Annotated in this window: 10 protein-coding genes; 2 read left to right on the top strand and 8 right to left on the bottom strand. The window is 67.2% G+C overall.

From position 1 onward, the window contains the following. Positions 1-27 precede the first annotated feature (27 nt). The 6 genes from ACFVHY_RS06165 to ACFVHY_RS06190 form a co-directional block, all read right to left on the bottom strand. Positions 28-2,523: a polynucleotide kinase-phosphatase gene (locus tag ACFVHY_RS06165; protein WP_390269698.1), complete on the bottom strand. Its 2,496-nt coding sequence runs from the start codon at positions 2,521-2,523 to the stop codon at positions 28-30. After that, a complete protein-coding gene (locus ACFVHY_RS06170; protein WP_390269701.1) occupies positions 2,520-3,932 on the bottom strand; it encodes a 3' terminal RNA ribose 2'-O-methyltransferase Hen1 in 1,413 nt (470 codons plus the stop codon). The genes ACFVHY_RS06165 and ACFVHY_RS06170 overlap by 4 nt, the downstream gene beginning before the upstream one ends. Positions 3,933-4,096: 164 nt before the next feature. Then, positions 4,097-5,377 (bottom strand): competence/damage-inducible protein A, encoded by a 1,281-nt coding sequence (locus ACFVHY_RS06175; RefSeq protein ID WP_390269704.1) that lies wholly within the window; start codon positions 5,375-5,377, stop codon positions 4,097-4,099. Positions 5,378-5,464: 87 nt separating this feature from the next. Then, entirely contained in the window at positions 5,465-6,997 is a 1,533-nt protein-coding gene (locus ACFVHY_RS06180; RefSeq protein ID WP_058252802.1) for a catalase, read from the bottom strand. 72 nt (positions 6,998-7,069) lie between these two features. Continuing rightward, positions 7,070-8,248, bottom strand: a complete 1,179-nt coding sequence (locus ACFVHY_RS06185; RefSeq protein ID WP_390269707.1) for a CaiB/BaiF CoA transferase family protein — start codon at positions 8,246-8,248, stop codon at positions 7,070-7,072. Positions 8,249-8,280: 32 nt separating this feature from the next. Continuing rightward, complete coding sequence (locus ACFVHY_RS06190; RefSeq protein WP_058252800.1) at positions 8,281-8,775, bottom strand: MarR family winged helix-turn-helix transcriptional regulator; 495 nt, start codon at positions 8,773-8,775, stop codon at positions 8,281-8,283. A gap of 55 nt (positions 8,776-8,830) precedes the next feature. Here ACFVHY_RS06190 and ACFVHY_RS06195 point away from each other — a divergent pair, with 55 nt between their 5' ends. After that, positions 8,831-9,253, top strand: coding sequence for a DUF5313 domain-containing protein (locus ACFVHY_RS06195; protein ID WP_078112627.1), 423 nt, complete (start codon positions 8,831-8,833; stop codon positions 9,251-9,253). 19 nt (positions 9,254-9,272) lie between these two features. Here ACFVHY_RS06195 and ACFVHY_RS06200 read toward each other — a convergent pair whose 3' ends face one another. Continuing rightward, positions 9,273-10,109 carry an SDR family oxidoreductase gene (locus ACFVHY_RS06200; protein ID WP_068970414.1) on the bottom strand — a complete coding sequence of 279 codons (837 nt, stop codon included), beginning with the start codon at positions 10,107-10,109 and terminating at the stop codon, positions 9,273-9,275. 433 nt (positions 10,110-10,542) lie between these two features. Here ACFVHY_RS06200 and ACFVHY_RS06205 point away from each other — a divergent pair, with 433 nt between their 5' ends. After that, positions 10,543-12,144: a GMC oxidoreductase gene (locus ACFVHY_RS06205; protein WP_390269712.1), complete on the top strand. Its 1,602-nt coding sequence runs from the start codon at positions 10,543-10,545 to the stop codon at positions 12,142-12,144. On the opposite strand, the gene ACFVHY_RS06210 is transcribed toward ACFVHY_RS06205, so the two are convergent. Further along, positions 12,145-12,783: a TetR/AcrR family transcriptional regulator gene (locus ACFVHY_RS06210; protein WP_390269715.1), complete on the bottom strand. Its 639-nt coding sequence runs from the start codon at positions 12,781-12,783 to the stop codon at positions 12,145-12,147. Positions 12,784-12,909 lie beyond the last annotated feature (126 nt).

The following is a 12,909-nucleotide window of genomic DNA, read 5'->3' on the forward strand; positions in this document are numbered from 1 at the left end:
CAGGGAGCAGGGGGTGGGGAGCGGAGGTTACAGCCGCGGGTCCACGGCCTCCGACTCCATCGCGAGGACGCCGAATACACATTGGTGGATGCGCCATGTCGGCTCTCCCGCCACTGCTCGACGCAGCGCCTCGAGCCCTAGGGCATACTCGCGCAGCGCCATCGACCGTTTCAATCGGAGGTTGCGGTTCTTGAGCCGGGCGAGGGTCGCCGCATCGGTGTAGTCGGGGCCGTAGATGATTCGCAGATACTCACGACCGCGGACTTTGAGCCCAGGCTGGACGAGGCCCTTCGGTCCGCGGACGAGATTGTCGATCGGCTTGACGACCATGCCCTCGCCGCCGCTCGCGGTGAGGTCCTCCCACCAACTGACGCCTGCTGCGCGCGACGATGCATCGGCTGTCTCCACGACGAGGCGTCGGGTGGGCCGGAACAACTCCGGGTCGGAGGCAACCAGGCGATCCGCTATGCCGAGGTGCCACTCGTGATCGCGGGTCTCATACGTCGCGGCATCCGTGGCGAGAAGTTGGAAGGGCGCCACCTGGATTCCCAACGGAGTGTCGATCGGTTGCACGTGGTGACGATAGGAGTCGACGAAGCGGTCGGCGTTGGCGGCGCGCGACCGCACCCTGGTGAGCAGATCACCGACATCGATTCCGCGCGCGGCTGCGACCGCCAGTACGTCGACGGCCGCCGGCAGTGCGTGCGTCGCCGCGGCGCCGACCCTGGCGTACTGGCTGCGAATCATGGCCTCCGCCTTGGCAGTCCACGGCAGCAGTTCAGCGTCGACGAGTATCCAGGTCGCGTCGAGGTCCGTCCACACACCGGCGCGGGTCACGGCATCGGCGATCCGCGACAGCAGTTCCGTCTGCCGTTCGTCGGAGAAGAAGGCGCGTCCGGTCCGCGAATGGATGCAGCCGTACCCGTCGCGCGCCACCCGGACGATCCCACGGGACCCCATGTGCTTCTCTTCGCAGACCACCCGGCCGATCGAGTGCTTCGCGTAGAATCCGAACGCCTCATCCGGGTGCTCCAGCAGTCCATCGCGCGACGAGCTGTCCACCGGCGACATCGTCGGCGGCAAGTAGAGCAGCTCGGCCGGCGGAATCGCGAATCTGCTCATCACCTCCAAGGCGCCGGCGGCGGTCTCGTCTCGCAGTGACACCCGACCCATGTGATGGGTGTCGACCACGCGCTGACCGAGGACGTCGGTCAGGGTCAGCACCTCGGGGCGGCGCGGCGGCGGGACCAGCGGACGGACGGGTTCGTAGTACGTCGCGCGTGCGGGTTCCGACACCACCTCGCGCTCGGGGTAGCGCAGCGCTGTGAGGCTGCCGCCGAAGACACATCCCGTGTCCAGGCACATGGTGTTGTTGACCCACTCGGTCACGGGCACCGGCGTATGCCCGTACAAAACCGTCGCCGTGCCGCGATACTCGGTCGCCCACGGGTAACGGATCGGTAGACCGAACTCGTCGGTCTCGCCGCTTGTGTCGCCGTACAGAGCGAACGCGCGTACCCGGCCGGACGCCCGACCGTGATATTTCTCGGCCAACCCCGCGTGTGCGACGACCAGCCTGCCGTCGTCGAGTACGTAGTGTGCGACGAGACCATCGCAGAACCGCCGCACCTCGGCGACGAACTGAGCGTCCTCTGCGGCCAGCTGATCCAGTGTCTCCTGCAGGCCGTGCGTGGGCTTGACGTCCTTACGGCCGAGAGCGCGAACGAGTTTCGCCTCGTGATTGCCCGACACACACAGCGCGTTGCCGGTCGTCACCATGCCCATCACCAGGCGCAGCACGCCCGCGGAGTCCGGACCGCGGTCGACGAGATCGCCGACGAAGACTGCTCGGCGGCCATCCGGATGCGCGGCGTCCACGCAGCGTCCCTCGTCGTCGCGGACGATCACATATCCCAATCGTTCGAGCAATGCCACGAGTTCCGCGCGGCAACCATGTACGTCACCGATCACATCGAACGGGCCGGGCTCGTCTCGACGGTCGTTGAACAGACGCGTCCGCACGATCGACGCCGATGAGACGGCCTCGACAGAATCCAGGACGTGGATCGTGCGGAACCCTTCCCGTTTGAGGTTGCGTAGCGACCGCCGTAGCTGATCGTGCTGACGCTTCACGACCTGCGCGCCGAAGTTCCGATCCGGCCGAGCGGCGTTGCGTTCCAGCGCCAGTGCGACCGGAACGTCGAGGACGATCGCCACCGGGAGGACATCGTGCTCCTTGGCCAGCGCCAACAACGACTTACGCGCGGATGTTTGCACATTGGTGGCATCGACGACGGTCAGCCGGCCGCGGTCGAGTCGCTTGCCGACGATGTACTCGAGCACATCGAACGCGTCCGACGTCGCGCCTTGATCATTGGGGTCATCCGAGACCATCGCTCGGCAGTCGTCGCTGGACACGACTTCCGTCGGAAGAAAGTGGCCGGCCGCGAAGGTCGACTTGCCAGAACCCGTCGTACCCACCAGGACTACCAGGGACAGTTCCGGAATGCTGAGTTCGGTCATGCGCTTGCCCCTCCCGTCGTCAGTTGTGCAAACACAGCCATCTGCGTCGGCGGCCCGATCGCATCGTCGCGCTCGCCCACCGGTCTGAAATCGACCACGTAGCCGTAGGATTCACACACCGCACCGGCCCAGGTCTCGAACTCCCGGCGCGTCCACTCGAAACGGTGGCCCGGGTGTCGAAAGCCGCCGCCGACCAGAGCCGGGTACCGCACGTTGTACTCGCTGTTGGGTGTCGTGACGACGACTCGGCGGGGCCGCATCGTCCCGAAGACGTTGTCGACGACCGCCGGGAGCCGTGGTGGATCGATGTGTTCGATGACCTCCATGAGAATCGCCAGATCAAGGCCTCCGAGGCGATCGTCCTCATACTGCAGCGACGACAGCAACAATGTGAGGCGCTCGGATTGACGCTCGGTCATCCGGTCGAGATGCAACCGCTTGGCCGCCTTCGACAGGGACGAGTCGGACACATCTGTGCCGATCACCCGTGTCACGCCGCGCAATTCGAGCAACGCGCCGAGCAGAGCCCCCGTCCCACATCCGAGGTCGACGATCGTCGTCGGTCGGTACTCGCGCACGACGTCCAGGACCGCGTCGTGCCTTGTCCGCACCAGCGGGCGCGAGACATCGGGATCGTCGTCTTCCGCGGCGTCCTCGACCGGCCGGTCGTCCAGTTCGACCAACCGTTGGGTGGCAGCATCTTTCAGCCCACGCTGGTGGGCCAGGTAGCGATGGGTGATCAGCTCCCGCTCCGGATGGCCGGCCAACCATCCCGATCCGGCGCGGACGAGCTTGTCCACCTCGTCGTCACCGACCCAATAATGCTTGGCATCGTCGAGTACCGGCAGCAAGACGTAGAGGTGATTCAGTGCCTCGGCCAGACGAAACGATCCGACGAGGGCCAGGGACACGAGCGGCGCATCACCCCAATCGGGTCGCGTGGCATCCAGCTCGATGGCCTCGGCGGTGACAGTCCAACCCATGGGTTCGAACAGGAGGCACAACAGGGAGGGATCGCCCGGGACCACCGGGAGGGTGATCGTCAGATCCAACTTCGAGTCCGCAAGCTCTTGCCGACTCGCGCAGCGCCCGTGGAGCGCAGACCGGAAGACCTTTCCCATCGCCACCGCCAGCAACGACGAGGCGACGTAGGGCCGATCGTTCACGTACTGGCCCAACGCGAACCCGTCGCGCGTCCCGGATCGTCCTCGCACCAACGCAACCGGGTCGACCTCCACCAGGAGCGCGGCTGTGCAGCGAACACCGGTGACCTCGGGGTAGAAGACGTGCGCCGTTCCGCCGTACACGTCGAAGGGCTGCACCTTCTCCGGATGCTTGTGCAGCAGAAAGCCCAGATCGCTCGGGGTCTCGAGCGTGGACGAACGTTCGGCCGAGATGGTCAACAGCATCAGGACAGTCTGACCTACTGCGCATTGCCGGGAAACAGATTTCTGGGCGGCGGCCCTTCGAGGCTCGTCGCTTGCGCTCCTCGCACCTCAGGGAGCAATGGAGGGTCGCCTCTTGCGGGTTTGAGGAGCCGAGGATCGCTGCACTAAACCACCGCAGGGTCGCGTCAGGCGGAGGCGTCGCTGAGCGCGCGTACGACGAGATGCAGTGCGGCAGTGGTGGTCAGGGACCGGACACGCTCGCGGTCACCGGGGAACTTGCGCGTGACGGTGACCGTGGGCCGGTCTCGTAGAGCCACCCCGAAGCACACGGTGCCGACCGGTTTCGTCTCGGTGCCGCCACCGGGACCGGCCACTCCGGTGGTCGACACCGCGACATCGGTACCGAACCGTGCGAGCGCACCCTCGGCCATCGCGGCGGCGACCTCCTCGCTGACGGCTCCGTGCGTGGCGATGAGCTCGGCCGGGACGTCGAGCAGATCCGACTTGGCGTCGTTGGAGTACGACACCACGCCACCCATCACGTAGGCCGACGAGCCGGGCCGGTCGGTGAGCCGGGCCGCGACGAGCCCGCCGGTGCACGACTCGGCGGTCGCGATCAGTCTCCCGTCCAAGGCGGCGACCAGCAGATCGTCGATCGTGGACCCGTCGGTCGAGAAGATCTGCCGCCCATGATGTTCGACGAGGAGGTCGAGGAGGGAGTCGTAGACCGGCGCGTCGGCGGCCGCGAACCGGGTCACCATGTCGAGTTCGCCTCGCCGCAGGCAGGTGGTGATCTCGAGTTGCTCAAAGGCGCGGATCGCGGTCTCCGCCGATCGCAGCGTCTCGGCGAGTTCCGCTTCGAGGAGGCCGTAGGCGCGGATCGTCTCCTGTCGCAGATCGTCGGCGCGGGACAGGACGTCGGCGACGGCAGCCGTGGCGATCGCGGTCGGCCACATCGCCTGGAGCTCCGAGGGCGGGCCGGGCAGCACGACGATCGTCGGCACGCCGGCAGCCGCTGGGATGACGACACCCGGCGCGGTGCCGGTCGGTGGTACCGGAACCGCCCCGACCGGTACCAGGGCCTGCTTGCGGATACCCGCCCTCGTCGGGCCGGAATCGACGTCGAATCCGATCCCGCGCCAGCGCTGGATGATCGCGGCGATGTGCTCCTCGAGTCCGGGATCGAGGAGTAGTTCGCGGCCGCAGAACTCGGCGACGGTGGCGACGGTGAGGTCGTCGGCGGTGGGGCCGAGCCCGCCGCTGGTGACGATCAGATCCACCTGCTGCTCGGCGAGGAAGCGCAGTTGCGCGGTGAGGTCGGCGGGCCGGTCGCCGCAGATCGTGATGTGGGCGACGTCCACCCCGAGTTCGAGGAGTTCCTCGGACAGCCAGGGTCCGTTCTGGTCGGTGATCCGGCCGGTCAGGACTTCGGTTCCGGTGACCACGATGCCTGCGCGCACACTCACGCCATCGAGCCTAGTAGGCCACCGACGCAGAACGCGCCCCCCTCAGAGGGCGCGTTCCACGGTGCGGTGCGAACTCCGACGAGAATGTCAGGCCTTCTCGGCCTTGGCCTTCTCCTGGGCGGACGACCGGGCGGGGTTGGCCTGGTCATCGGCCTTCGGATCGGATTCGTCCTGCTTCTCGGTCACACCGGACTTGATCCGCGCACCGATGTCGGGGTCGACGCGATGCCAGTATTCGAACGCCCGCTGGAGGATCGGTTCGGACACGCCGTTGAGCAGGTGCCCGACGACGTTGTCCACGAAGCGTTCACGCTGCTCGTCGTCGAAGACCTCCCGGACCATCGTCCCCGCTTGACCCCAGTCGTCGTCCTCGGGATGGTCGACGTACGCGCTGCGCAGGATCTCCCCGTTCGCCGCCCACTGCGGTTCGCCCTGGCCGGGGTACAGCGCCGACGGGCCGCCCTTCGAATTGGGTGCGTAGACGGGGTCGGGGACGTTGTGGATGCGCATCGCCCCGTCCTTGGAGTACGAATGCACTTCGTTCTTCGGCGCGTTCACCGGGATCTGCTTGTAGTTGCCGCCGATCCGGTGGCGATGGGCGTCGGCATAGGAGAACACGCGCGCGAGCAGCATGCGGTCGGGACTGAAACCGATACCCGGCACGACGTTGTTCGGCTCGAACGCGGCCTGCTCGATCTGCGTGTGGTGATCGACCGGATTGGTGTGCAGGGTCATCTTGCCGACCTCGATGAGCGGGTAGTCGCCGTGCGGCCACACCTTCGTCAGGTCGAACGGGTTGAACCGGTAGCTCACCGCGTCGTCGAAGGGCATCAGCTGCACCTTGAGAGTCCAGCTCGGATGGTTGCCCGCCGCGATGTTCTCGAACAGGTCCCGAGTGTGGAAATCGGTGTCCGCAGAAGCCATCTGGTCGGCCTCGTGCTGGGTGAGGTGCTCGACTCCCTGGTCGGACTTGAAATGGTATTTGACCCAGTGCTTGACACCTTCGGAATTGACCCACAGGTAGGTGTGCGAGCTGTATCCGTTCATGTGGCGCCAGGTCTTGGGAATCCCCCGATCGCCCATCAGCCAGGTCACCTGATGCGCCGACTCCGGCGAGAGCGTCCAGAAGTCCCACTGCATGTCGTGGTCGCGAAGGTTGTTGTCCTGACGGCGTTTCTGCGAACGGATGAAGTGCTGGAACTTCATCGGGTCCTTGACGAAGAAGACCGGCGTGTTGTTGCCGACCATGTCGTAGATGCCTTCGTCGGTGTAGAACTTCAGTGCGAAACCACGCGGGTCACGCCAGGTGTCGGGGCTGCCGCGCTCGCCGGCAACGGTCGAGAACCGGGCCACCATCTCGGTTTTCACGCCGGGTTGGAACAGTGCGGCACAGGTGTAGGCCGAGACGTCTTGCGTCGTCTCGAAAGTGCCGAAAGCGCCGCTGCCCTTGGCATGCGGCTGGCGCTCGGGGATGCGCTCGCGATTGAACTGGGCCATCTGCTCGATCAGGTAGTGATCGTGCAGGACGATCGGGCCGCCGGCGCCAACCGTCAGGGAGTGTTCGTCACTCCCCGCGGGTGCTCCCGAATCCCGGGTGGTGAACAGAGAATCGTCGGACATATCGCCTCCGAGAGGTCGTCGTATCCGTGCATGACAAGCGGACCCGAGGGCTGCAGGTCCGTTCCGCCGATCCTACGCCGACGGCGTCGGTGGGACGCCGATCCCGAATTCCCGCAACACCGCCTCGGTGTGCTGTCCGAGAGCCGGTACCGGACCCATCGCGAGCTCGACGTCGTCGAAGGTCAGCGGCGGAAGCAGCGCCCGTACCGGGCCGACCTCGGTGTCCACCTCGCGCCAGCGGTCGCGCTCACTCAGCTGCGGATGCGCGACGACGCCTTCGAGGTCGCGGATCTCGGCCGCGGGAATGCCCGCGTCGGCGAGGCGACGGTCGAGCTCGTCGGTGGTGAAGCGTTTGGTCTCCGCGCCGATCGCGGCGTCGACCTCGGCTCGCCGGGCGACCCGCTCGATGTTGGTGCGATAGCGGGGGTCGTCGGCCAGATCCGGGCGCTCGAGGGCCACGCGGGTGAGCGTGTCCCAGCCGCGGTCGTTCTGGACGCCGATGAGGATGTCGCCGTCGGCGGTCGGGTACCTGTCGTAGGGCACGATCGCCGCATGGCCGAGCCCGGCACGGGCGATCTGCCGGCCGCCGTACAGGCGCATGTACATCGGGTGGCCCATCCATTCGACCGTGGCGTCGAACATGGCCACCGAGACGCGCGCGCCGACTCCGGTGGTGGCGCGTCGGAACAGCGCCGACAGTACGGAGGTCAGTGCGTACATACCGGCTGCGATGTCGGAGGTCGGGATACCCGTCTTGGACATCTCGTCGGGCGTCCCGGTCACCGAGATCAGCCCGGCCTCGGCCTGCACCAGCATGTCGTAGGCCTTGCGGTCGCGATACGGCCCGGCGTCGCCGTATCCGGACATGTCGACGACGACGAGCTCGGGATGGTCGGCGCGTAGATCGTCGGCGGCGAGGCCGAGCCGGGCGGCCGCCCCGGGAGCAAGATTCTGGACGAAGACGTCCGCGCCGGCGATCAGGGTTCGGATCGCCTGGCGTCCGTCCTCGCTCTTGAGGTCGAGGGCGACCGACTCCTTGCCGCGGTTGAGCCACACGAAGTGCGAGGCGGCGCCGCCGCGCACCGCCGCGTCGTACTGCCTCGCGAAGTCCCCGTCACCGACCCGTTCCACCTTGATGACCCGGGCGCCGAGATCGGCGAGATGTCGGGTGGCCAGCGGTGCGGCGACGGCCTGTTCGAGCGCCACCACGGTGATGCCCTCGAGCGGCAGAAGTCCTTCGTCCGGAGTCACCGGCCAAGGATCGCCGACGGTGCCACGCCCGGTCAACGAGACCCCTCGCCGGCCTCGGGATCGTTCGTGGCCTCGGTGAGGCGATGCAGCAGATACGTGAGCGTCCGGATGTCGTCGGGGTCCCATTGGGCCAACCGTGCCCGCCAATCGGTGACCGCCGAGGCGAGCACGGCGTCGACACGTTCACGACCGTGCTCGGTGAGGGTGACCACGCGGGCGCGGGCATCGCGCGGGTCCGGGTGCCGCTCGGCGAGCCCGAGCCGCACGATCGCGTCGATTTGCCGCGTCACCGTCGACTTCTCCATGCCGACGGCGGTGACCAGATCCGACATCGGCATCGAATGGTGCCGGGCCAGCACGGTGATGAGCGGGTAGCACGACGGGTCCAGCCGCGGGTCGATGGCGCGGGCGCGCAACCGGGTGCGCACCCGGCCCCGTCGCCAGAAATCGGTGAGTTCGGCCTCGAGGCCGCTGATCGGATCCGGGCCGGTGGGGTCGTCGGCCGACGCGGTCATCTCCGAACCCATGCCGGTCAGGTTACCCAGCCGGGGTGGGGGAGGCGACGTCGGACGACTCCCGCACGTGGTGCACGATCGACAGGTGACCTCTGCACCGCGCACCAAGCCGAATGCCTGGGAGTACGTGACGTACGCCTACTGGGCGCGTCTGCCGAAATCGATGCTCGGCTGGGTGACCAACGACCTGGCCGGCCCGGGTGCGTCGGTACGCATGGTGGTCCGCTGGGCGGTGCCGTGCATCATCGTGCTGACCCCGATGCTGTTCGTCCCGGCCGACTGGGGCGTCCGGATCACGATGACCATGCCGATCCTGCTGGCCTACCTCTTCTTCTCGATCGCGTTGAACCGGGTCTACCGCCGTCACCGGCTCGTCCAGCACGGACTCGATCCCGACCTGGTGAACAAGCTCGAACGAGAGAAGAACTCGGACCTCTACGACGAGTACCACCGCAAGTACCGCGGTGAACGACGCCGCCCGTCGAACTAGGCCGAGACGGCGCCCGCGTTCAGTACAGGTAGTCCTCGCCGCTGGCCCGGACCGTCACGTCGGACAGACTGATGCCCCACGGCTGGTCGATGACATGCACGACCGCCCGGGCGAGATCCTCCGGGGTGATCAGCCAGTACTTCACCGAGTCGACGTCGACGAGCTCGTCGGGCAGCGTGCCCTGCATCAGCTCCGTGATGTGCTCGCGGTACGACGCCGCACGTTGCCCGACGATCCCGCGGATCGCGCGGTCGTTGACGATCCAGCTCGCCAGGTTGGTGCCGGCCACGCCGGTCGGTTTGACCGTCGTCACCTTGATCTTGCCCTTGGCCTCGATGCGTAAGGAGTCCGACAGCATCGTCACGGCGGCCTTGGTCGCGCTGTAGACACCCGAGCCCTCGAAGCCGCCGTTGCCGTAGATCGACGCGATGTTGACCACCTGACCCCGGCCCTGCGCGACCATCTGGTCGTACACCGCCGAGATGCCGTTCACGACGCCCTTGATGTTGATGTCGATGGCCCGGTGCCACTTCTCCCAGGCCCGCTCGTGGTCGGCGAAGAACGCCAGCGGCATCACCCCGGCGTTGTTGACGATCACGTCGATCGCACCGAACCGGTCGACGGCCGCCGCCGCGGCGCCCTTCATCTGGTTCATGTCGGTGACGTCGGCGACGTGTGCGACAGCCGACCCGCCGGTGGCGGTGATGCCGTCGGCGACCGCGGTGAGCCCGTCGGCGTCGATGTCCACACCGACGATGTGAGCGCCCTGTGCCGCGCACATCTCCGCGATCACCTTGCCGAAACCGCCTCCGGCGCCGGTGATGATGATGGTCTTGCCCTGCAGATGATCAGACATGCAACTCCCCGCCCGCGACAAATGGTCGCGTCATCCTAGCGTTCCGTTGCCGCCTGCTCGGCGAACTCCCCGTCCTCTCTTCGCTCTTCGGCACTCGGCCACGATCCCGACCAGGTCCACGCGAGCGCGGCGCGCCGCACTCACGCCCGCGCATCGGCCGTACACCGATGGCGGCCCTACCCACGCCCGCGACGATTCAGTCACATGACTGAAGGGCTTGTCAAGGTTTGCGTCGGCGATGTCCCCGATCACCACTGGTTACCGAAGTGGCCCTTGACACACAGGTCGTCCATGACAAATCCTGTGTCGCGACGGCCACGCCCCGGTCCGTCCCACGCGGCGTCCTCGACCCGCGACCACGGTCTCCACCGTCTCTCGAGCTGCCGAATCACCAAGCACCCGGCGCCATCTCGCGCCGAACGACAGGAGAACCATGACCGGGGTATCACCGACGAGACGTACCTTCCTGCGAGCGGCGGCGATGACCGCGGCGGGTTCGGCGGCCGCGGCCGTCACCGGAGCCGGACCGGCGTCGGGAGATCCATCGCGACGTATCCGGCGAACACGCGAAGAGCATCGGGTGGTGATCGTCGGCTCGGGATTCGGCGGTGGCGTCGCGGCCCTCCGGCTCGCGCAGGCCGGCGTGCCGGTCCTGTTGCTCGAGCGGGGCCGGCGGTGGCCGACGGGTCCGAACTCGGAGACCTTCCCGCGTGCGTCGAGTCCGGACAAGCGGATCCTGTGGCACGAGTCGACCCCGAACCTCTTCGGCAAGCCGCTGAGCGTCGAACCCTATGTGGGACTGTTCGAGTCGGTCGCGGGCGTCAACATGACCGCACTCTGCCCGGCCGGCCTCGGCGGTGGTTCCCTTGTCTACCAGGGCATGACACTGCAACCGAGCGAGGCGGTGTTCAACGAGCACTTCCCGAACGCGCTCGACTGGCAACTGATGAACCGTGTGCACTACCCGCGGGTCGCGCGGATGCTGAAGGTCGCGGTGGCGCCCGATTCGGTGGTGCGTTCCCCGCAATACCTGGCACCGCGACAGTTCGCGAAACGAGTTCGGGCCGAGGGCCTTCCGCTGCAGAAGATCCCGATGCCGATCGACTGGGGGTATGCCGCGGCCGAGCTGCGTGGCGAGATGAAGCCCGCCTACACCAACGGCGACGGCGCCATCGGCGTGAACAACGGTGGCAAGCACAGCGTCGACGTCACCTATATCCGCGAGGCCGAGGCGACCGGGCGGGTTCAGGTCCGAACCCTGCACACCGTGCGGCAGGTCGCCCGCCGACCCGACGGCCGATGGTCCCTCGAGGTCGAACGCACCGACGAGTCCGGGAAAGTGTTGGAGCACAACGAACTGATCGCAGGGACACTCATCCTGTCGGCGGGCAGCGTGAACACGACCAAGCTGTTGGTGAAGGCGCGCGCGACCGGAACCGTGCCGGGCCTGCCCGACGGGGTGGGGCACGGATGGGGCACCAACGCCGACCGGATCTACACCTGGACCAGCCCCAGTATCGACTTCGGGACGGTACAGGGCGGACCGGTGGTCTTCGGCAGCCCCAACTGGAGTGATCCGAAGAGCGCGTTCACCGTCATCCAGGCATCGCTGCCGCCACTACCCGTGTACGCCGGGACCACGATGATGGTCGGCTTCGGGGTGAGCTCGGGACGTGGCGTCATCTCCTACGACTCGGCGATCGGAGATTCGGTGATCCGCTGGCCACACGAGGGCGATTCGGAGATCCAGACCAAGCACATCGACCGGACCGTGCGCCGGATCGCCGGACCCGACGCCATCCTGACCGACACCAATGCGGTGTTCCCCTCGACCTGGCACGCGCTCGGCGGGGCCAACATGGGTGCGGTGTGCGACCTCGAGGGACGCGTTCACGACCAGCGCGGGCTCTATGTCATCGACGGCGCACTCATGCCGGGAAACACCGCGGCGTGCAATCCGTCGATGACCATCGCGGCGATCGCCGAGCGCGCACTCGACCGGATCGTCGCCCAGGATGTCGGCACGGTCATCTGATCACCGGGAGGCGATCGGTGCGAGCCACATCCCGGTCAGCGCATCGACGACCAGGTCGCGCTCGTGCTGCCATGGGGCTGTTCGAGTCCCGCCGCCCTCGGCGGCCCGTTCGATGTCGGCGAGCGCGTTGACGATCATGTGGCGCGTCAGGTTGTTGCGCACCTCGAGCACGTCGTCGGGGAAGGTCGGCAAGGTGGCGTAGAACCGGTCGAGGATCGTCATGAGGACCTCCGATCGCGCGGTCTCCTCGTAGAGCAGGGCGGTCGCGGACGGATCGCTCGACACCTGGGCGAAGAACCGGGCGAAGTAGCTCGGAGCACCGATCTGTGCGAGGTACTCGACCTCGGGCCCGACGAGGCAGCGGAGCCAGTCGCGGACCCCGGGGTCGGGTCCGACCTCCGACAGGCATTTCTGGCGAAGCCGCTCGATCGGGACGTTGTGCGACGTCAGGGTGGCGCGGAGGAGATCGTCCTTGGAACCGAAGTGATGGCCGACGGCATAGTTGTTGCCCTGACCGGCCGCCTTGCTGATCTGGCGACTGGACACGGCCGCGACCCCGTTCAGGGCGATCAGTTTCTCGGCCGCCTCGATGAGCAGCGCACGGGTGCGGGCAGACTGCTCCGTCTTGCCTTCGCTCATGGATCGATGATGCCCTACCGTCGCCGATCGAGACGCCGGGATGGTGGCCGTGTCCGACTCGCCGAAACACCGCAAAGCGGTCAGTGCCGTACGGAGGTGCGTCGACGCGACACGCGAACCGACCCC

It is taken from the genome of Gordonia sp. NPDC127522 (genome assembly GCF_042672305.1).
GTDB classification, from domain to species: Bacteria; Actinomycetota; Actinomycetes; order Mycobacteriales; family Mycobacteriaceae; genus Gordonia; species Gordonia hongkongensis.

What these genes read in the sequence shown, in the direction of transcription:
- ACFVHY_RS06165 (WP_390269698.1), bottom strand. Translation starts at nt 2,523, where the DNA reads ATGACCGAACTCAGCATTCCGGAACTGTCCCTGGTAGTCCTGGTGGGT.
- ACFVHY_RS06170 (WP_390269701.1), bottom strand. Translation starts at nt 3,932, where the DNA reads ATGCTGTTGACCATCTCGGCCGAACGTTCGTCCACGCTCGAGACCCCG.
- ACFVHY_RS06180 (WP_058252802.1), bottom strand. Translation starts at nt 6,997, where the DNA reads ATGTCCGACGATTCTCTGTTCACCACCCGGGATTCGGGAGCACCCGCG.
- ACFVHY_RS06190 (WP_058252800.1), bottom strand. Translation starts at nt 8,775, where the DNA reads ATGGGTTCGGAGATGACCGCGTCGGCCGACGACCCCACCGGCCCGGAT.
- ACFVHY_RS06200 (WP_068970414.1), bottom strand. Translation starts at nt 10,109, where the DNA reads ATGTCTGATCATCTGCAGGGCAAGACCATCATCATCACCGGCGCCGGA.
- ACFVHY_RS06205 (WP_390269712.1), top strand. Translation starts at nt 10,543, where the DNA reads ATGACCGGGGTATCACCGACGAGACGTACCTTCCTGCGAGCGGCGGCG.
- ACFVHY_RS06210 (WP_390269715.1), bottom strand. Translation starts at nt 12,783, where the DNA reads ATGAGCGAAGGCAAGACGGAGCAGTCTGCCCGCACCCGTGCGCTGCTC.